At 71.8% G+C, this 19,058-nt stretch carries 20 protein-coding genes; 7 read left to right on the forward strand and 13 right to left on the reverse strand.

Translation table 11 applies throughout. The features are described 5' to 3' along the window. Positions 1–66: 66 nt before the first annotated feature. The 12 genes from HD601_RS02250 to sigE all read right to left on the reverse strand — a co-directional run bounded on the left by HD601_RS02250 (position 67) and on the right by sigE (position 12,899). Positions 67–2,163 (reverse strand): glucosidase family protein, encoded by a 2,097-nt coding sequence (locus HD601_RS02250; RefSeq protein ID WP_184818934.1) that lies wholly within the window; start codon positions 2,161–2,163, stop codon positions 67–69. Positions 2,164–2,166: 3 nt separating this feature from the next. Next, on the reverse strand, positions 2,167–3,411 hold the full coding sequence (locus HD601_RS02255; RefSeq protein WP_184818937.1) for an enolase C-terminal domain-like protein: 1,245 nt from the start codon (positions 3,409–3,411) through the stop codon (positions 2,167–2,169). A gap of 4 nt (positions 3,412–3,415) precedes the next feature. After that, entirely contained in the window at positions 3,416–4,210 is a 795-nt protein-coding gene (locus tag HD601_RS02260) for an SDR family NAD(P)-dependent oxidoreductase (protein ID WP_184818939.1), read from the reverse strand. A gap of 10 nt (positions 4,211–4,220) precedes the next feature. Next, complete coding sequence (locus tag HD601_RS02265) at positions 4,221–5,039, reverse strand: carbohydrate ABC transporter permease (RefSeq protein ID WP_184818941.1); 819 nt, start codon at positions 5,037–5,039, stop codon at positions 4,221–4,223. A gap of 1 nt (position 5,040) precedes the next feature. Further along, entirely contained in the window at positions 5,041–5,982 is a 942-nt protein-coding gene (locus HD601_RS02270; protein WP_184818943.1) for a carbohydrate ABC transporter permease, read from the reverse strand. Between the two features lie 11 nt (positions 5,983–5,993). Beyond that, positions 5,994–7,259 carry an extracellular solute-binding protein gene (locus HD601_RS02275; protein ID WP_184818945.1) on the reverse strand — a complete coding sequence of 422 codons (1,266 nt, stop codon included), beginning with the start codon at positions 7,257–7,259 and terminating at the stop codon, positions 5,994–5,996. An 86-nt stretch (positions 7,260–7,345) separates the two neighbouring features. After that, positions 7,346–8,053 (reverse strand): FadR/GntR family transcriptional regulator, encoded by a 708-nt coding sequence (locus HD601_RS02280; RefSeq protein WP_184818947.1) that lies wholly within the window; start codon positions 8,051–8,053, stop codon positions 7,346–7,348. Between the two features lie 404 nt (positions 8,054–8,457). Further along, positions 8,458–9,054: a twin-arginine translocase TatA/TatE family subunit gene (locus HD601_RS02285; RefSeq protein ID WP_184818949.1), complete on the reverse strand. Its 597-nt coding sequence runs from the start codon at positions 9,052–9,054 to the stop codon at positions 8,458–8,460. Between the two features lie 58 nt (positions 9,055–9,112). Beyond that, positions 9,113–10,513, reverse strand: coding sequence for a S1C family serine protease (locus tag HD601_RS02290; RefSeq protein WP_184818951.1), 1,401 nt, complete (start codon positions 10,511–10,513; stop codon positions 9,113–9,115). Positions 10,514–10,570: 57 nt separating this feature from the next. Beyond that, positions 10,571–11,680 carry a sigma-E factor regulatory protein RseB domain-containing protein gene (locus HD601_RS02295; RefSeq protein ID WP_184818953.1) on the reverse strand — a complete coding sequence of 370 codons (1,110 nt, stop codon included), beginning with the start codon at positions 11,678–11,680 and terminating at the stop codon, positions 10,571–10,573. Then, the gene (locus HD601_RS02300) at positions 11,677–12,258 is read right to left on the reverse strand and encodes an anti-sigma factor family protein (RefSeq protein ID WP_184818955.1); all 582 of its coding nucleotides are present in this window, start codon (positions 12,256–12,258) and stop codon (positions 11,677–11,679) included. Before HD601_RS02300 ends, HD601_RS02295 begins: the two co-directional genes overlap by 4 nt. Then, positions 12,255–12,899: an RNA polymerase sigma factor SigE gene (sigE, locus tag HD601_RS02305; RefSeq protein ID WP_184829372.1), complete on the reverse strand. Its 645-nt coding sequence runs from the start codon at positions 12,897–12,899 to the stop codon at positions 12,255–12,257. The genes HD601_RS02300 and sigE overlap by 4 nt, the downstream gene beginning before the upstream one ends. A 186-nt stretch (positions 12,900–13,085) precedes the next feature. Here sigE and HD601_RS02310 point away from each other — a divergent pair, with 186 nt between their 5' ends. From HD601_RS02310 to HD601_RS02330, 5 genes are all read left to right on the forward strand, one after another. Beyond that, the gene (locus tag HD601_RS02310) at positions 13,086–13,739 is read left to right on the forward strand and encodes an O-methyltransferase (protein WP_425503473.1); all 654 of its coding nucleotides are present in this window, start codon (positions 13,086–13,088) and stop codon (positions 13,737–13,739) included. Positions 13,740–13,821: 82 nt separating this feature from the next. Beyond that, positions 13,822–14,331, forward strand: coding sequence for a GNAT family N-acetyltransferase (locus tag HD601_RS02315; RefSeq protein WP_184818957.1), 510 nt, complete (start codon positions 13,822–13,824; stop codon positions 14,329–14,331). Positions 14,332–14,430: 99 nt separating this feature from the next. Beyond that, complete coding sequence (locus tag HD601_RS02320) at positions 14,431–14,715, forward strand: helix-turn-helix domain-containing protein (RefSeq protein WP_184818959.1); 285 nt, start codon at positions 14,431–14,433, stop codon at positions 14,713–14,715. Then, positions 14,708–15,079, forward strand: coding sequence for a HipA N-terminal domain-containing protein (locus HD601_RS36195; RefSeq protein WP_184818961.1), 372 nt, complete (start codon positions 14,708–14,710; stop codon positions 15,077–15,079). The genes HD601_RS02320 and HD601_RS36195 overlap by 8 nt, the downstream gene beginning before the upstream one ends. After that, positions 15,010–15,975, forward strand: coding sequence for a HipA domain-containing protein (locus HD601_RS02330; RefSeq protein WP_184818963.1), 966 nt, complete (start codon positions 15,010–15,012; stop codon positions 15,973–15,975). Before HD601_RS36195 ends, HD601_RS02330 begins: the two co-directional genes overlap by 70 nt. A gap of 14 nt (positions 15,976–15,989) precedes the next feature. On the opposite strand, the gene fdhD is transcribed toward HD601_RS02330, so the two are convergent. After that, complete coding sequence (gene fdhD, locus HD601_RS02335; RefSeq protein WP_184818965.1) at positions 15,990–16,814, reverse strand: formate dehydrogenase accessory sulfurtransferase FdhD; 825 nt, start codon at positions 16,812–16,814, stop codon at positions 15,990–15,992. 136 nt (positions 16,815–16,950) lie between these two features. Between fdhD and HD601_RS02340 the strand changes: the two genes are divergently transcribed. Both HD601_RS02340 and HD601_RS02345 read left to right on the forward strand, forming a co-directional pair. Continuing rightward, entirely contained in the window at positions 16,951–17,982 is a 1,032-nt protein-coding gene (locus tag HD601_RS02340) for an NAD(P)-dependent alcohol dehydrogenase (protein ID WP_184818967.1), read from the forward strand. A gap of 10 nt (positions 17,983–17,992) precedes the next feature. Continuing rightward, positions 17,993–19,057 carry an amidohydrolase family protein gene (locus HD601_RS02345; protein WP_184818969.1) on the forward strand — a complete coding sequence of 355 codons (1,065 nt, stop codon included), beginning with the start codon at positions 17,993–17,995 and terminating at the stop codon, positions 19,055–19,057. Position 19,058: the final 1 nt, after the last annotated feature.

The following is a 19,058-nucleotide window of genomic DNA, read 5'->3' on the forward strand; positions in this document are numbered from 1 at the left end:
CGTGGGTGGGGTGAGCCGCGCACCGGCCGGTGCACGTGCCACCCACGGTCGGCGGCGAACCTGTGCTCAGCCCGCGCCGGAGCTGTGCGCCGGCTGTGAGTCGACGGCGCCGTCGATGCCCACGTCGACCAGCCGCCCGCCCACCCGCACCCCGCGCAGCACCGCCGACCGGTCCACCGACGCCAGCCGCGACGACACCGTCAGCGACCCGTCGACCTCGGGGCGCAGGCCGAAGAACCCCTCGACCACGAGCGCCGACCACGCGCCGGCCGAGGAGCAGGACCAGTCGATGAGGTACGGGAACTGCGGCGGCGCCTTGACCGCGCCGCCGTTGACCGGCTCGCCGGCCTCCTCGACGAAGTGCGCCTGCCCGGGCGGGCCCTGGTTGGCCGAGCGCGCCAGGCCGGGCAGCCAGGCGGCGGCGACGTCGGGCCGGCCCAGCTCGATCAGCGAGCGTGCGGCGTCGGCCGGCCAGGCCGGGTAGGCGCCGTTCCACTGGTGGTCCGGGCGCAGGCTGAACGCCGCGTCGTCGTCGTACGGCGACAGCGCCCGCATCCACGACGGCGTCTGCAGCTCGCGGACGAAGAACGCCACCATCTCCTCGCGCCGCCGCTCCGGCAGGTCGGCGGCGAGGGTCAGCCCGACGGTGGTGAAGTCGTAGCAGTGCCGCACCGGGACCAGCCGGCCGTCGGGCTGCCGGGCGTGCCAGAAGCCCTGCCCCTCGACGTACAGCTCGCCGACCTCGGGCGCCAGCGCGTCGGCCTTCTTCCGCAGCTCCTCGGCAGCGTCACCGAACCCCCGCGCAACCGCGACGTCGGCCGCCGCCCGCAGGCACCACACGTTGGCGGCGTTGAGGCCGGCCACCTCGTGCACGTAGGAGCTGACGCACTCGAGCAGGTTGTCGATCTCGCCGTAGTCGGCCAGCGCGTGCGAGGTGCGCAGGCCCTCCCAGGCCGTGGCCCAGTCGGCGACGTGCTCGGCGACGGGCTTCGCGGGACCGTCGTGCGCGGCCAGCTCGACGCCGAGGAAGTCGGCGGTGCCGTTCCAGCGGACGTAGTCGCGGACCAGCCGGATCATCGCGTAGTCGTTGACGGAGTACCAGTAGCCGGCCGGGCCGCCGGTCTGCCACTCGGTACCGAAGTGCTGGTGGATGTCGAGGGAGATCCAGTGCTCGATCTGCCGGCGCATCGGCTCGGGGTCGAGCAACGCGTGGATCATCGAGCTGAGGCTGAAGTCCCAGATGAACGTGGTGCCCTGCCAGTACCGCGGCATCAGGGTGTCGTAGACGCGGCCGAGGTGGCTGGCAGGGCTGTCGCGGCGGAACCAGATGACGCCCATGACGCCCCACCAGTACAGCCGGCGGAGGGCGTCGTTCGACGTCTCGAGCGTCGGCACATGGCCGCTGAACTGGTCGTTCCCCGGGGTGAAGGCCGCCTCGAGCGCACCGTCCCACAACGCACGCGCCGCCTCGACCTGTTCGGGCACATCGGCGACGACGGCGTCATACGCGGCCAGCGCGCCGTCGGCGTCGGTGCCCACCACGTGCACGTAGCCGAACCGGTACCGCTCGCCGGGGTCCAGCCGGACGTCGACCTCGAGGGTCCGGTCGCGCACGCGGGCGCCGTCGGCGTCGAGCCCCTGCACGCTCACCGCGGCGGTGGTCGCGGCCCGGCCCAGCAGCGCGGCGCGGCCCGGCACCGGCGCCAGGGTGTTCGCCTCGGACGGCGGCTCGGGCGTGCGCCACGCGCCGGCCTGCGTCGCCGTCGACGCCACCGACATCCCCAGACGGACGCCGCGCTCCGCGGCGGACGTGTTGGTCACGACGACGTCGACGGCGACCCCCGCGACACCGGGCGGCGTCACCGTCGTCGACTCGACCGTCAGGTCGCCGAGCCGGGCGGAGCGGACGACGCGGTCGGGCCGCCACTGGATCGCCACCGGTACCCCGTACGAGCGCAGCAGGCGCCCGTCGATCCAGAGCGAGCCGGTGACGGTGTCACCGTGCGAGACCGGGGCGAAGTTGACGCTGCGCACGGCCGTGACGTCGTGGTCGACCTGCACCGCGCCGAGGAAGTTCGTCAGGCCGGGCGGGTTGACCATGTCGTCGTAGGCCTGCACGACGGGGTCGGAGGTGAAGTCGTCGACGGTGGGGATGAGCCGCATCGGTCAGCGTCCTCCGAGATCCACGGGGCCGGCCTGCTCGGGGTCGGCCCAGTCCGAGTTGGGCAGCAGCGGATACCAGCCGGGCCGGCCGGGATCGCGGTCGTACGGGTACCCACCCCGTTCCCGATACAGCTCGGCGTACTCGGCCAGCTTGTCGCGGTCGAGTTCGACGCCGAGCCCCGGCCCGTCGGGCACCGCGATGGCGCCGCCGTCGTAACGGAACGGCCCGCCGGCGATGACGTCGCCGGTCAGGTGGTGGTAGTGCGCGTCGGCGGCGAACGACAGGTTCGGCACGACGGCGCCCAGGTGCAGCATGGTGGCCAGCTGGATGCCCAGCTCGCCGGACGAGTGCACGGCGACGCCCAGCTGGAACGTCTCGCAGACCGCGGCTGCCTTGACGCACGGGCGGATGCCGCCCCAGAACGTGGTGTCGAGCAGCACGACGTCGACGGCGGGGTCGCGGACGTTGGCGGCCAGCTGCTCGAAGTTGACGACGACGGTGTTCGTGGCGATCGGGATGGCGGTGTTCTCGCGGACCCGGCGCAGGCCGTTCATGCCCCACGTCGGGTCCTCGAGGTAGTCGTTGCGCAGCCCCGCGATGCCCTCGGCGAACCGGACCGCCTCTTCGGCCGACCACGCACCGTTGGGGTCGTGGCGCAGCCGGTCGCCGGGGAACGCCTCGGCGAGCGCGCGGTAGCAGTCGAGCTCGTAGTCGGGCGGGAACACCCCACCCTTGAGCTTGTGCACGGTGAAGCCGTGCCGCTCCCTCAGCTCGCGGGCGTGCGCGACCAGCTGCTCGGGGGTGCGCACCTCGCCGCCGCCGTCGGGCCCCGGGTAGCGGAAGAAGAGATAGCTGGCGAACTCGACCTCGTCGCGGACCCTGCCGCCGAGCAGCTCGTGCACGGGGACGCCGAGGTGCCGGCCCTGCAGGTCGAGGCAGGCGAACTCGACGGCCGCGAGCAGCTGGGTGCGGTTGTTGTAGAGGCTGGCCGTGGGGTTGGCGAGCATGAACCGCAGCGCCTCGGTGCGGGCGGGGTCGTGGCCGACCAGGTAGTCGCGCAGGCCGCGGACCGCGTCCTCGGCGCTCTGCCCGCCGCCGCCCATCTCGCCCAGCCCGACCAGCCCGTTGTCGGCCTCGACCTCGACGATGGTGCGGACGAACCGGCCCCAGTGGGCGCCGTTGCTGTGCCGCAGCGGCGCCTCGAGCGGCACCGTCACGGTGGTCGCCCGGACATCGACGATCTTCACGAACTCAGTGCTCCTTCGTGTCCTCGGGCAGCGCCACGGCGAGAGCCGCCCGCAGGCCGCCGTCGACCACCAGGTCGGTGCCGGTGACGAAGCTGGCCCGCGGACTCACGAGGTAGGCGACGGCGTCGGCCACCTCGGCGGGCTGGGCGACCCGGCCCAGCGGGTGGGTCCGGCCCCACTCGGCGACGACGTCGTCGGCGGGCCGGCCGTCGGCGAACTTCTCTGCCGCCCAGCGCAGCATCGGGGTGTCGACGGAGCCGGGCAGGACGGCGTTGACGCGGACGCCGTCGCGGGCGTGGTCGAGGGCCATGGACCGGACCAGCGCGACCAGCGCGCCCTTGGACGCCGCGTAGGCCGCGACCCCGGTCTGCACCTGGTACGACTGCACCGACGCCACGACGACGACCGAGCCGCCGCCGTCGGCCCGCAGCAGCGGCATGAGGAAGTGGCAGACGGCGAAGACGCCGCGCAGGTTGACGCCGATGACCTCGTCGAAGACGGCCAGGCTGGTCTCCTCGACGGTGCCGTAGCGCTGGATGCCGGCCGCGCAGACCAGGGTGTCGATGCTTCCGTACCGCTCGGCCAGGTCCGCGGCGCAACGCTCGACGGCGGCGTCGTCGGCCACGTCGACCTGCCGGACCTCGACCTTCCAGCCGTGCACCAGGGCATCGGCGGCCAGTCCGCCCAGCGCCGTGGCGTCGCGGTCGAGCGCGACCACGCGCGCGCCGTCGCCGGCCAGCCGCTCGACGACGGCACGGCCGATGCCCGCCCCGCCGCCCGTCACCACGGCCACAGTCATCCGTTACTCCCTAGAACTGGCCGAGGTTGAGGCCCCGGCTGAAGATCCGCTGGGTGGACAGGAACAGGACCACCGTCGGCAGCGACACCAGCAGGCCGCCGGCCAGCACCGTCACCAGCGACGACCCGCCGTAGGTGTCCTGCAGGCTGGTCAGCGCCGTCATGAGCGGGCGGACCTCGTCGGACTGGCTGAGCACGAGCCCCAGCAGCAGGTCGTTCCACACGAACGTCGCCTGCAGGATGAACACCGCCACCAGCGCGCTGGCGGACATCGGCAGGTAGATGCGCCAGAAGATCCGCCACGTGGACGCGCCGTCGACGACCGCAGCCTCGAACACCTGGTGCGCGATGCCGCCGAGGAAGTTGCGCATGACCAGCGCCGCGAACGGCACCGCGATGGCGGTGTAGATGGCGACCAGGCCGAGCCGGGTGTCGAAGACGTCGGCCTCGACGTAGCCGACGAACAGCGGCATCAGGATCATCTGCAGCGGGAAGATCGTGCCGCCGAAGACCAGCACGAACCAGAAGAACCCGTGCTTCAGACGCAGCGCCACGATGCCGAAGCCGATGGCCGCGCCGATCAGCACGGCGAGCGCCGGCGCGGCCACGCTGTAGATGACGGTGCTGGTGACGGCGTCGGCGAGGCCCGCGAGGTCCCACGCCTCGCGCAGGTTGTCGAACAGCGCGAACTCGCCGATGGGCCGCCAGACCTGGTCCGACGCGTACCGTGCGGCGGGCTTGGCGGCGTTGACGACCAGCAGGTACACCGGCGCCAGCCAGACGACGCCGAGGATCAGCAGGATCGCGGGACGCAGCACGCGGGCGGCCATGTCACACCGTCCGCTCGGTCGACAGCTGGCGGCGCAGGTACGTGATGGCGGCCAGGAACGTGACTGCGCTCAGGAACACCGCCACGGCCGACCCTGAACCGTAGGCGCTGTTCACGAACGTCTCCTCGTACATCGTCACCGCCAGCGTCTCGGAGTTCCGTCCCGGCCCGCCCTGCGTCATGATCCAGACGATGTCGAACGTCTTCAGGCTGGCCACCAGCCCGAGCCCCACGACCACCGTCGTCAGCGGGCGCAGCATCGGCCAGTACAGGTGCCGGAACAGCCGCCAGCCCGACGCGCCGTCGAGCCGGGCCGCCTCGATGGGCTCGCGCGGGATCGACTGCAGCCCGATGACGAACAGCAGCGCGTTGACCCCGGTCTGCTGCCAGGCCGCGGCCCCGATCATGACGACGGTGTTCATCGGCGCGTCCAGCAGCCAGCGGGTGTCGGCCCCCGGCAGCCCGAACGCGTCCAGCGCCTGGCTCAGGCCGCCGCCGTTCTGCAGCACGAACACCCACACGATGCCGACGGCGACGCCGGAGATCGCGTACGGGATGAGGAACGGCAGCCGGAGCCACGCCCCGAACCGCAGCCCGTGCGACAGCATCGCGATCAGCAGCCCCAGCGCGACCGGCACCGTGATGGTGCCGACCACCCAGAGCAGGGTGTTGCGCAGCGACGTCAGGAAGTTGGCGTCGTCGAACATCGCCCGGTATTTGTCCAGTCCCACCCACTCGGGCGAGCCGAGCCCGTCGTACTCGGTGAGGCTGATCCAAGTGGTCCACAGGAACGGCAGGTACAGCAGGACCGCGACGACCACGACCGCGGGCAGACTGAAGGCCCGCGCCGGCCAGGCGTAGGTGTTGCGGTGCCGCCGCCGCGGCTCGCGCGGTGCGGAGCCGCGGGCGGACGTGGGAGGTGCTGCCGTGGCCGGCGCGGACATCGTCGCTCCCCTCAGCCCTCGCTGCTCCAGTAGGCGTCGGCCTCGGCCTGGATGGTCTCGAGGATCGGCATCGGGTCGCCCGGGTTCGTGACGAAGGCGCTGAAGCCGTCGAGCGCCGCGGTCAGCACCGGTGTCGGCGTCGCCTCGAAGTAGCGCTCGAGCAGCAGGTAGTCGCCACTGGCGGACTGCTCGTTCAGCTCGGCGAGCGGCTGGTCCTGCACCAGGGCCTTCGGGTTGAACGACACGTCGCCCCGGGCGTTGGCCCAGGTCGTCTGCGCCTCCTCGCCCATCCACCACTCGGCGTACTGCAGCGCGGAGGTCTCGTTCTCGGCGTCCTTGGCGGTGCACATGGGGCCGGTCTCGAAGATCAGCGACGTCTGCGGCAGCTCGGCGTTGACGTTGGGGATGACGAAGAAGTCGTAGTCGGTGCCGGACTCCATGGCGACGCTGTTGAGCTGGCCGCTGAGGAACGTCCCGAAGTTGATCATCGCGACGTTGCCGTTCTTCAGCTGGTCCTGCGGCGTGGTCTGGTCGCCCGGGTCGCCGAAGTAGCCGGCCTCGAGCATGGTCCGCCACTGCTCCATGACCGCGACGACGCCCGGGTCGGTGTAGCTGGCCTCGCCGCTGGACAGCGCGTTGTAGAGCTCGGGGTCGGTGCCGGCCAGCAGCGTCTGGAACCAGACGAACGAGAACAGGATGTTGGTCTCGTAGAACGGGGCGACGCCGTTGTCCTTCAGGGTGTCGGCGACGGTCATGAGCTCGGTCCAGCTGGTGGGCTCGGCCAGGCCGTACTGCTCGAAGATCGCCTTGTTGTAGTACATGACCCAGTAGGCGGCGTTCATGGGCACGCAGTACTGCTCCTCACCGACGGTGAAGTGCTCGCGCAGCGCCTCGGGCACGTCGCCGTTGCCGACGGCGGACTCCCAGATGTGCGTCGTCGGCGCCAGCAGGTCCTCGGCGACGAGGTCCTCGAGCTCGCTGCCGGTGTGCCAGGTGAACAGGTCGGGCTTCTCGTTGGTCCGGAAGGACTGCCGGATGAACGCCGAGTACTGGTCGGCGTCGGAGTAGCCGGTGAAGTCCAGGCCGAGGCCCAGGCTCAGCTCCGACACGTCGGACACGTCGAGGAACTGCGGCTCCCAGGCGCCCTTGTCGGTGTAGAAGTTGATCAGTCCGGGGCCTGTGGCGCCCTCGGCGTCGTCGTCATCGCCGCCGCACGCGGCCAGGACGAGCACCGACGCGGCCGCGGCAGCGACCAGCCCACTATGACGCATTCTCACGATGATTCACCTCGCGCATTCGTATATGACATCGGGTGTAACCCGTCAGCATGTGCCCGTGACAGGCCAGTATGCCGGTACGGTGCCTACCGTCCGGATTCGGGTGTTCTGGCCCGGATCGCCTCGATGACGTTGTCGAGGTGCTCCTTGCTCGCGCGGAACGCCTCGTCGGCATCGCCCCCGAGCACGGCCCGGGCGATGCGCCGATGCTCTTCGAAGTCCTCGTCCTCGTCGCCGTGCAGGCGCAGGATCTCGCGCTGCTCCTGGGCGTGCACCAGAACGATGGAGTCGACCACCTCGGCCAGCACGGTGTTGCCAGAGGCCTGCGCGACCGCCCGGTGGAAGTCGAGGTTGACCATCCAGAGCCGGTCGCTGCGCTGGACGAGGCACTGCTCGGCCTCGGCCAGCGTCTCGGTGATGCGCGCCACCCCGTCCGCGTCGCGCACCGTCGCAGCCATGGCCGCGATGGGCGGCTCGATGGTGCTCCGCGCCTGCAGGAGGTCGACCAGACTCTCGCTGGTCAGCAGCGGTCCGTGCGGGTTCGGCAGCACCGAGCGACGCACGTTCTCGCCCACGTACACCCCGGACCCGTGCCGCAGCACCACCACGCCCATGGCCTCGAGCCGGCGCAGCGCCTCGCGCATGGTCGGCACCGCGACAGCGAACCGATCGGCCATGGACCGGACGGTGTCCATCTGCGCGCCCGCGTCGAGCCGGCGCTCGCGGATCAGCTGCACGACACCGTCCGCCAGCTCGTCAGCCAGCGTCCGGCGACCCGCTTCTCCGGTGGTCATGAGAGTGATTAGATCACTAAATCACTTTTCTGTCGATAGGGGTGACTTCGGGCAAGGCTACAGTCACGGTTCGTTTGGGGTGATGGGGTAGGCTCCCCGTCCCCCTGCTGCCCAGTCTCTTAGCCGCAGGCCCGCGCCTCAAGCGGACCGATGGCACTTCGCGCGGAGGGACCGCTTGACCCGCGGTCCCGCGGCCAAGAACCTGGCACCTATCAGGGGGACGGGGAGACCCTGGGCACGCCTCGCCGGTCCGCTGCGGTGCATCCTGGTCTTCCGTCGCGTCCTGGTCCCACGTCACGCCGTCGAGCCGATTCCGCCCCTTGCGCGTGACACCAGACCAGCACGTAACACCAGACCAGGACGTCCAGCCGCCGCCAACCTAACCCAACCCCACGAACCTCAGATCAGGTGGCGTCGGGGTCGAAGCGCGGCGAACGCGAGGCCTCGGCGTTCACGGGTACCTGCTCCTCGTCGGACGACGATTCCGCGGCAACCGGCTCGGAGACCGGCTCAGCGACCGGCTCCTCGGCTGCCGGGGGCGGGCCTTCGGGAGTCTCTTCCATGGGCGGCGGCGGGAAGTCGGCGTCGGGCTCGTCGTCCGGGGGTGGCGGGACGTCGGCGGACGGAGGCGGCACGTCGACCACCTCGCCGACGTGCTCGGTGCCGGTGGTCGCCGTGGACGGGCGGGTGCCGTTGGCGCCGTTGACCCCGTTGGAGGACGCACCGTCGTCGTCGAGGCCGAGGTCGATGCCGTCGAGGACTTTGGAGCGGACGAAGGACTTCGGGTTGCGCAGGTCGGAGAGGGTCTTCAGATCCTCTTTGTCGATGCCGAGGTCGCCGACGCTGCCGGAGAGGTCCTTGCGGGCGTTGGCCACCATGGTGCGCAGGTCGCGGACGAAGCCCGCGGTCTGCTTGGCCATCTCGGGCAGCCGGTCGGGGCCGAAGACGAGCAGGGCCACGACGAGCAGCACGAACACCTCGCCGATACCAATGTCGAACACTGCCGGCCCCCACGTCGGTTACGTACGTGCATCCGTCCACGCAAGACTACGTGCTGCGTCAACCTACGGCCGAGCCCAGGGTGAGGGTGAAGGTGAGCTCCTCGCCCTCGCGGTCGACCACGACTTCGATCTCGTCGCCGGGCTCGTGCGCCCGCAGCCGGACGATCAGCTCGGCCGGCGTGCGGATCTCTTGGCCGTCGATCTCGACGACGACGTCGCCGGACTCGATGCCGACCTCGGCGGCCGGGCCGCCGGGGGTGACGCCGGGGCCGTTGTCGGTGTCTTCGGCCACCCGTGCGCCCTCGCCGACGAAGCCGTTGTCGAGCAGCACGCCCATGACCGGGTAGACGGCCTCGCCGTCGGCGATGAGCTGCTGCGCCGTGCGCTGCACCTGCTCGATGGGGATGGCGAAACCGAGGCCGATGGAGCCGGTCTGGTCGCCGAGCCCGAGGCTGGCGATGGCGGAGTTGACGCCGATGACCCGCCCGGCGCTGTCGACAAGCGGGCCGCCGGAGTTGCCCGGGTTGATGGCGGCGTCGGTCTGCAGCGCGTTGATGTAGGACTGGTCGTCCTCGCCGCCGGCGGTGACGGGCCGTTCGAGGGCCGAGACGATGCCACTGGTGACGGTGGCGTCGAGGCCCAGCGGGCTGCCGATGGCGACGACGGGGTCGCCCACGGCCACGGAGTCGGAGTCGCCGAAGACGACCGGCTGGAGGTCGGCGGCGTCGACCCGCAGGACCGCGATGTCGTAGCTGGGGCTGGTGCCGACCAGCTCGGCCGCGAGCCGCCGCCCGTCGAAGAACGCCAGCTCGATGCCGTCGTCGCCGGCCGACGCGATGACGTGGTTGTTGGTGATGACGTAGCCGTCCTCGGAGATGATGAAGCCCGACCCGCCCGCGTCGGCCACGCTGACCGACACCACGCTGGGCAGCACGCTGGCGGCCACGCCCGCGATGGACTCGGGCGGCCGCTCGACCAGCCCGGCGGGGTCGGCGCCGATGACGGTGACGGTGTCGCTGCCGCCGGCGGAGTCGTCATCGAGGGCCTCGGTGACCAGGCCGCCCGCCGCGCCCGCGCCCAGCGCCAGCAGCAGGATGCCGAACGTCGCGAGGCCACGGCGCTTCTTCGGCGGCCGCCCGTGCGCCGGCCCGCCGGGCGCGCCGGCCGGGACGCCGTTGCCGTGCGGTGCGGTCTCGATGAACCGGGTGGGCGCCTCGACGGTGTGTGGCGCGGCGACGCTCGCCGCGCCGTTCCCGGCGCCGGCACCCGCGGCGCCCGCCGCACCGGCACCTGTCGCGCCCGCGGCGAGCTGCCTGGTGACCGCGCGCGGGTCGGCGAGCTCCGGAGCCGGCCGGCTCGTGCCCTCGGTGTACTGCCAGGAGCCGCCCGCCCAGGGGTCGGCGCCCGTCCGCTCGTCGGGCGACGTGTCGTGCCCCAGACTGGTCCAGCCTGCCTTCATGGCGTCATTCTCCCAGCCGACGGCGGAGGGCGCACCGTCCGGTCGTGATGAAGAGGATCAGTCGAACGGGTTGATCCACGACCCCACCCGCTGCGCGCCGCGCGCGATGCGGTCGCCGAAGCCGTCCTTCTTCTGCTCGGGCTCGGCGGCGGGGTCGGGGGGCAGCTGCTCGAGGAGGTCGCGGATGCTGGCCAGCGGCGCCTCGGCGACGACGGTGATGACGCGGCCGTCGCTGGACCACATGAGCCGGGCCGGCGGGCCGGGGCGGGTGTAGACGACGCCGTCCTCGTAGTCGGAGGTGCCGTAGCCATCGAGCCGGTCGGGGTCGAGCCAGCCGGACTGCTCGAACACCGACACGGTCATGACGCCGTCGGAGTAGCTGAGCTGGATGGCGTCGCCGACCCGCCGCGCCTCGTAGAGGTCCATGCCCTCGCCGAGCGAGCCGGGGCAGTGCCAGCCGTCGTCGCGGAGGTCCTCGATGTCGTCCCAGCGCAGCATGGTGTCCTGGCGTTCCTCGAAAGCCGCCGTCGAGCCGACCTCGGTCCCGGACTTGCAGCACAGGTCGGGGCCGCCGACGGTGATGTCGATGAACGCGCTGGCGCTGAGTGGGTAGCCGTCCTGCGCGAAGGACTCGCGGCGCAGCGGCAGCCCGGTCTCGCGGTCGAGCCAGAGCTTCGCGGCGACGGAGCCGTCGCTGCGGAACGCCTCGATGACGTCGGTGTAGCGGCCGGCGACGGCGTCCTCTCCGGCCAGCCGGACGGTGTAGGCGCCGAGCAGGAGGTCGGCCGGGCCCTCGCCGGCCAGCCACCGCGAGGCGGTGCGGCCGTCGAGGATGGCGGTCTGACGGTCGTGCAGGCCGATCTCGGTCTGCCCGCCGGCACGGTGGCTCACCTGGACGATGGCGCTGGTCGACGCGGCCGACTGGGTGAGCGCCGACCAGGTGGAGACGTACTGGGTGCCGCGGTACGAGACGTGCTCGGCCGCGGTGGCGGACTGGCGCAGCAGCTGGACGGCGCGGGGGTCGTCGCCGACGTCGCGCGAGGCGGCCGGAACCACCTGCACGAACACGGCGAGCGCCCCGACCAGCAGGGGCATGGCGAGGACCGGCACGACCAGGGCGGCCAACCCGCCGGTCCTGCCGTGTCCGACGCGGTTGCCCGAGCTCACCAGCCGGCCCCCGAGCGAGTCTCGGTGGTGACCAGCAGCGACGACGGCTCGGCGAACGGCAGCCCGCCGGTGGAGTAGGCGTGCTCGTAGGTGAACTCCTCGACCGGCGGCACCACGCTGACCGGGGTGTCGGGCGTGCCCGGCGAGTTCGCGCCGGTGCCGCCCAGCGAGGCCAGCAGGATGAGCATGGCGCCGGTGGTGCACATGCCCAGCGCGACCACCCGCACGGCGCGGACGCGGCGGCCGGAGCGGGAGCCGGGACGCGAGCCCGACGGGCCCGAGGCCGGCCGGGAGTCGCGCGGGCGCCAGCCGGCCACCGGGGCCGGGTGCGCGGCGGACGCGGGCGGGGCCGGCGGCAGCGGCTCGCCGGGCTCGGCCAGCGCGAGCAGGCTCGCCACCAGCTTCGCCGACGGCGCTACGTCGGGCAGCGAGCGCAGCGCGTTGCGGGCGTCGCGCTCGAGCTCGACGGCCTCGCGGCAGTGCTCGCAGACCGTCAGGTGGACCAGGGCGCGATCGCGTTCGTCGTGTTCGAGGCGGTCGTCGACGAGGTCGCTGATCCGCTCGTCGAGATGTTTCATGCCGAGTCTCCGTGGTCACGCGGCGCGTCGGCCTCGCGGTCGCTCGCGACGTCGAGCGCGCTGGCGTCGTCGGGGGCACGGTGGTCCAGCGCGGCGCGCAACTGGGCGCGGCCCCGGTGGATGCGGCTGCGGACGGTGCCCAGCTTGATGCCGAGGGTGGCCGCGATCTCCTCGTACGACAGGCCCTCGATGTCGCAGAGGACCACCGCCGCGCGGAAGTCGGGCGGCAGCGCCTCGAGCGCCTTCTGGATGTCGGCCTCGAGCATGCTGTCGGTGATGACGCGCTCGGGCGTGGGCTCGCGGCCGTGCAGGCGCTCGGCGGCGTCGTCGGCCAGGGCGTCGAACCGGATGCGCTGCTTGCGGCGGACGGAGTCGAGGAAGAGGTTGGTGGTGATGCGGTGCAGCCAGCCCTCGAAGGTGCCGGGCGTGTAGGAGGACAGGGAGCGGAAGACCCGGACGAAGACGTCCTGGGTGAGGTCCTCGGCGTCGTGCGCGTTGCCGGTCAGGCGGTACGCGAGCCGGTAGACCCGTCCGGAGTGCTCGCGGACGATCTCTTCCCAGCTCGGCGGCGTCCAGGTCTCAACGTCGGCCACCCGGGGTCCTTCCTCGACACGGCTCGTCGGCACGAGCGCTACGTCCATCGTCACCCATTGCCCCTTTCGTGGCCAATCAGGGAAGCCCCCCATCTATTCCCCACGTTCCCTGTACCTCAGAACGATCCGGGACGTCGCAGAGGTTCCGGTCCCACCCTCCGGATGCTTGACGGCCTAAGCTCATGACTGACACAGTGCGCGCGCGACACTGGACGTTCCGACCAGGAGGCCGTCATTTCCACGGGCAGCACCACCGCCATCACGCCGGAGTCGTGGGCCTACGCCGAGGCGTACCTCGACGAGGACCACATCCTCGGCCGCGCGCGGCAGCGGGCCGCCGAGGTCGGCGCCGTCCCCGTCGGGCCCGGAGCCGGGGCCGCGCTCCGCCTGCTCGCCGCGGCGCTCGGCGCGCGCACCGTCGTCGAGGTCGGCACCGGCTGCGGCGTCTCGGGCCTCTACCTCCTCAACGGCATGCGCGCCGACGGCGTCCTCACCAGCGTCGACATCGAGTCCGAGCACCAGCGGCTGGCCCGCGAGGCGTTCACCGAGGCGAACGTCCCGGCCAACCGCACCCGGCTCATCGCCGGTCCGGCGCTCGAGGTGCTCCCCCGGCTCACCGACGGCGCCTACGACCTCGTCTTCTGCGACGGCGACAAGAACGAGTACAGCGACTACCTCCAGCAGGCGCTGCGGCTGCTGCGTCCCGGCGGGGCCGTCGCGTTCGACAACGCGCTCTGGCACGACCGCGTCGCCGACTCCGCGCAGCGCGACCCCGAGACCGTCGCCATCCGCGAGCTCGTCCGCCTCGTCCGCGAGGACGACCACCTGGTGCCGGCGCTGCTCCCCGTCGGCGACGGTCTGCTGGTGGCCGTCAAACGCGCCGACTGACGCCGCAACGCCCCGGTCACGAATCGGCACGATTCCGCGATCCGGCCGAATGACCGGCACCGATCGGGGCACGATAGGTCTCGTGCCGGAACTGGTCCGCCCCACCGTCGAGGTCCACGACTCGTGGCTCGAGGCCGTCGGCGAGCCCGGTTACGAGCCTCGGTGGGCCGACGATCTCCAGCTCGCCGACATGGTGCGCCCCGAGGGCTTCGCCGCGTACGTCCGCCGGCAGATCGACGACGAGCGCGAGGAGGCCCCCCGCTCGCGCGGCATGGTCCCGTCGACCCATCTCTGGTACGTCGACGGTGCGCTCTTCCTGGGCCGGCTGTCCATCCGGCACCACCTGACGCCCTGGCTGCGCGACTACGGCGGCCACATCGGCTACGACGTGCGCCCGTCGGCCCGCCGCCGCGGCCACGCGACGGCCATGCTGCAGCAGGCCATGCCGTGGTCGGCGAAGCTCGGCATCGACCCGGCGCTGGTGACCTGCGACTTCGACAACGTCGCGTCGCGCAAGGTCATCGAGGCCGCGGGCGGGCAGTTCGAGGACGAGCGGCACGGCAAGCTGCGCTACTGGGTCCCCGCCGGCTGACCACCCCGCACTGACGTGGTCGTTCGACCACATTCCGCAATGTCGTCGAACGGCGACATCTGTTAATGTGGTCGAACGACGACATGACGGGGAGATCCGATGCGAGCACGGACCGTGCGCGATCTCGGCGCTCTGGTGCGCGAGGCCAGGCGTCTCAGCGGAATGACCCAGGCGGAGCTGGCCGCCGCGGTGGGCGTCTCCCGTGACTGGGTGATCCGGCTCGAGCGTGGTCACCCACGACTGGAAGCCCAACTCGTTCTCGACGCACTCGCCGTCGCCGGCCTAGCCGTCGACATCGCTGTCGAGGACGGCGCGCCCAAGGCCGAACACGATCCGTTCGGCCGCCTGCTCGGCGGACTGGTGGAGGGAACCGACCGTGAGTGACCGACGGCTGGCCGTATACCTCGACGGGACAGCGGTCGGCACGCTCGTCCAGAGCTCCACTGGTCGGCTCGGTTGCACCTATCACCGCGGCTACGCCTCACCGACCGCGATTCCACTGTCGCTGTCGCTCCCACTCGGCCGGTCCAGCCATCCGCCCAAGGCGATCGGAGCCTTCCTCGCCGGCCTGCTTCCGGACAGCGAGCCCACCCTCGAGCGGTGGGGGCGCCAGTTCGGCGTGTCTCCGCGCAACCCGTTCGCACTACTCGCCCACGTCGGCAGGACGCAGCCGGAGCGGTGCAGGTCCTTCCCGAGGACACCTCGCCGAGCGACACCGCCACCCGGCAGGGCGACGTCCAGTGGCTGACCGACGACGACGTCCAGGTCTTGTTCGCCGGCCTCGCCGAGCATCCGGCCGACTGGGACCCGGGCCGGGACACCGGCCGATGGAGCCTCGCGGGAGCACAGAGCAAGGTCGCGCTCTTCCGCGGTCCTGACGGCCGGTGGGGCGTGCCCGCCGATTCGACCCCCACCACGCACATCCTCAAGCCGTCGATCCCTGGCCTGCGCCACCATCACCTCAACGAGCACCTGTGCCTCCGAGCGGCCAGGCTCGCCGGGCTGCCCGCGGCGGAGACGGAGATCATCACGACAGGCGACCTCGAGATCCTGATCTCCCGCCGCTACGACCGTGCGCAGGCCGACGGCCGATGGGTGCGGCTCCACCAGGAGGACCTCTGCCAGGCGCTGGCGGTACACCCGAGCATGAAGTACCAGAGTGATGGTGGACCGGGCGTCGCCGACATCGCCGGGCTCCTTCGTGGTCTGGCCGGGCCGGACCGGCTGGCCAGCACGCGGCGGTTCTTCGATGCGCTCGTCTTCAACGTGCTCATCGGCGCCACCGATGCACACGCCAAGAACTACTCCCTGCTGCTCGGCGCAGCGTCGCGTGCGCAGCTCGGTCCCTTGTACGACGTCGCCACCGTACTGCCGTACGGCGAGCGCTACGGTCATCGGTCAGCCATGAAGATCGGCGACGCCTGGGAGCTGGATCAGGTGACCCGGAAGGACTGGACGCAGGTCGCCACCAAGCTCGGCATCCCGGCTGAGGAGGCCCGCAGCCGGATCGCGACCCTCCGCGACGCCGTCCCGGAGGCGTTTCACCGCGCCGCCGCTGAGCCCGCCGTTCCGGAGCAGCTCCAGCGTCCGGCCGAGCAGCTCGCCGGCCTCGTGGCGTCACACGTGGACGGCCGCCGGAGGTGACCGGTCGGAGCGCTTCAGACGACGACCTCGAGGTCGGGGGTGGGGGCGACCCGGACCCGTTCGGGGTGGGTGTAGACGTTCATGCCGCCGCCGCGGACGAAGCCGACCAGCGTCAGACCGCACTCGTCGGCGAGGTCGACGGCGAGGCTGGAGGGGGCCGAGACGGCGGCCAGCACCGGCACCCCGGCGGCGGCCGCCTTCTGGACCAGCTCGAACGACGCGCGGCCGCTGACCTGCAGGGCGTGCCCGGCCAGCGGCAGCAGCCCGGCCATGAGGGCCGAGCCGATGACCTTGTCGACGGCGTTGTGCCGGCCGACGTCCTCGCGGACCGCCACGACGATGCCGTCGGCGGTGAAGAGGCCGGCCGCGTGGAGTCCGCCGGTGCGGTCGAACACCCGCTGCTCGGCCCGCATGCGGTCGGGCAGGGCGGCCAGGACGCCGACGTCGACGCGGGTGGGGTCCTCGGCCAGCCGCCAGCGCAGCGAGGCGCGGACGTCGACCACGCGGTCGGCGCCGCAGACGCCGCAGGCGCTGGTGGTCTCGAACGCCCGGGCCCGCGGCGGGGCGACGCCGTGGGCGAGGGTCACCTCGATGGTGTTCTGCTCGTCGATGCACTCCTTCATGCCGGCGACGTCGCTGGGGTCGCCGACGGCGCCCTCGCTGACCAGCCAGCCGGCGATGAGGTCGAAGTCGTGACCGGGAGTGCGCATGGTGGAGGTGAGGATCTGGTCGCCGACGCGGACCAGCAGCGGCTCCTCGACCGCCAGCGTGTCGGGGCGCTGTGCCGACCGGCCCGGCCGGAGCCGCAGCACGGGCCGCCGCGTCGTCATCTGCCCCATGGCTCCACCGTACGGCTCGTCATGGACCAGTCGTACCCACTTATCGCCATCCGATAATCACGGTTCACAACCGGCCCGGACAGACGGCAGATTGCCTGGCACCAGCGCAACGGAGCGAGCGGGAAGTGGGTGTGCGATGCGAGCCGTCCGTGTCCACGAGTACGGCAAGGAACCGTCCATCGACGACGTTCCCGAGCCGGCCGCCACGGGTCCGCTGGACGTGCTGGTCCGCATCGACGCGGCCGGCGTCTGCCGCACCGACCTGCACATCGTCGAGGGCCAGTGGGCGCAGAAGAGCGGCGTCGCGCTGCCGTATACGATCGGGCACGAGAACGCCGGCACCGTCGTCGACGTCGGGCCCGCGGTCACCAGCGTGGCCGCCGGCGACCGCGTCATCCTGCACCCGCTGGTGACCTGCGGGCTGTGCCGGGCCTGCCGCGGCGGCGACGACGTGCACTGCGAGAACTCGCGCTTCCCCGGCATCGACACCGACGGCGGCATGGCCGAGCTGCTCCTCACGGGCGCGCGCTCCGTCGTGAAGCTGGCCGACAACCTGGCTCCGCGTGACGTCGCGGCGCTGGCCGACGCCGGGCTGACGGCGTACCACGCGGTCCGCAAGGCCTGGCCGCTGCTGTACCCGGGCACGCACGCCGTCGTGATCGGCGCCGGCGGGCTCGGCCACATCGGCCTGCAGACGCTGCTGGCGACGACGGCGGCAGAGGTCACCGTCGTCGACCTGTCGGCGGAGGCCCTCGAACTCGCCGCCGGCCTGGGCGCCCACCACACGATCCGGGCCGGCGGTGACCACGTCGCCGAGGTGGTCGAGCTGACCGGCGGCGGCGCGCACGTCGTCTTCGACTTCGTCGGCGAGAAGGGGACCGAGGCGGAGGGCGTCGCGATGACCCGGCGGGCCGGCTCGTACTACGTCATCGGCTACGGCGGGCACGTCGACGTCCCGACGATCGACCTGATCTCGAGCGAGATCAACGTCATCGGCAACCTCGTCGGCTCCTACAACGACCTGGACGAACTGATGGTCCTGGCCGCACGGGGGATGGTCAGGCTGCACACGAAGCTCTACGCGTTCGACGACGCCCTGCAGGCGCTGTCGGACCTCGACCACGGCCTGGTCCCGGGCGGGCGGGCCATCCTCGTCCCGGCGCTGTGAGGAGGCACCCATGTACAGCAAGGACGGCCAGAACTACTTCGTGGTGGACGGGCACATCCACTACTGGGACGGGACGCCGGCGAACCAGGCCAACCGGTACGGCGAGGGCTTCCTGAACTGCTTCTACGACTACCACCGCAACCTCAGCCCCGAGGACGAGGTGTGGTCGCTGGAGCACTTCCAGCGCCAGTCCGAGGACCAGGTGATCCACGACCTGTTCGAGGTCGGCTACGTCGACAAGGCGATCTTCCAGCCGACGTACCTCACCGACTTCTTCGTCAACGGGTTCAACACCACCGAGCAGGACGGCGCGCTGGCCGAGAACCACCCGGGCCGGTTCATCGTCAACGGCTCCTGGGACCCGCGCGACGGCGAGGCCGGGCTGGAGCGGCTGGAACAGCTGGCCGAGCGCTGGCACCTGCGCGGCGTCAAGCTCTACACGGCCGAGTGGAAGGGCGACTCCAAGGGCTGGAAGCTGTCCGACCCCTGGTCCTACCGGTACCTGGAGAAGTGCCAGGAGCTGGGCATCCGCAACATCCACGTGCACAAGGGCCCGACCATCTACCCGCTCAACCGCGACGCGTTCGACGTCGCCGATGTGGACGACGTCGCGTCGGCGTTCCCGGGCCTGCGCTTCATCGTCGAGCACGTCGGCCTGCCGCGGCTGGAGGACTTCTGCTGGATCGCCACGCAGGAGCCGAACGTGTACGGCGGGCTGGCCGTGGCGCTGCCGTTCATCCACTCGCGGCCGCGCTACTTCGCCCAGGTGATCGGCGAGCTGCTCTACTGGATCGGCCCCGACCGCATCACGTTCGCCAGCGACTACGCCATCTGGACGCCGCGCTGGCTGATCGAGCGGTTCGTCGACTTCCAGATCCCCGAGGACCTGCAGTCGGAGTACGGCACGCTGACCACGGAGATCAAGAAGAAGATCCTCGGCCTCAACGCGGCCCGGCTGTACGACATCGACGTGCCGGCCGACCTGCGGCTGCCCGACGGCGTCCCTGAAGGCGAGGGCGAGGCGGTCGGCTCCGAGCCGGTCAGCCCGGCGCCCGCCGCCTCGGTGGCCCCGTGAG

Origin of the sequence: Jiangella mangrovi (assembly GCF_014204975.1) — a bacterium.
GTDB lineage: Bacteria > Actinomycetota > Actinomycetes > Jiangellales > Jiangellaceae > Jiangella > Jiangella mangrovi.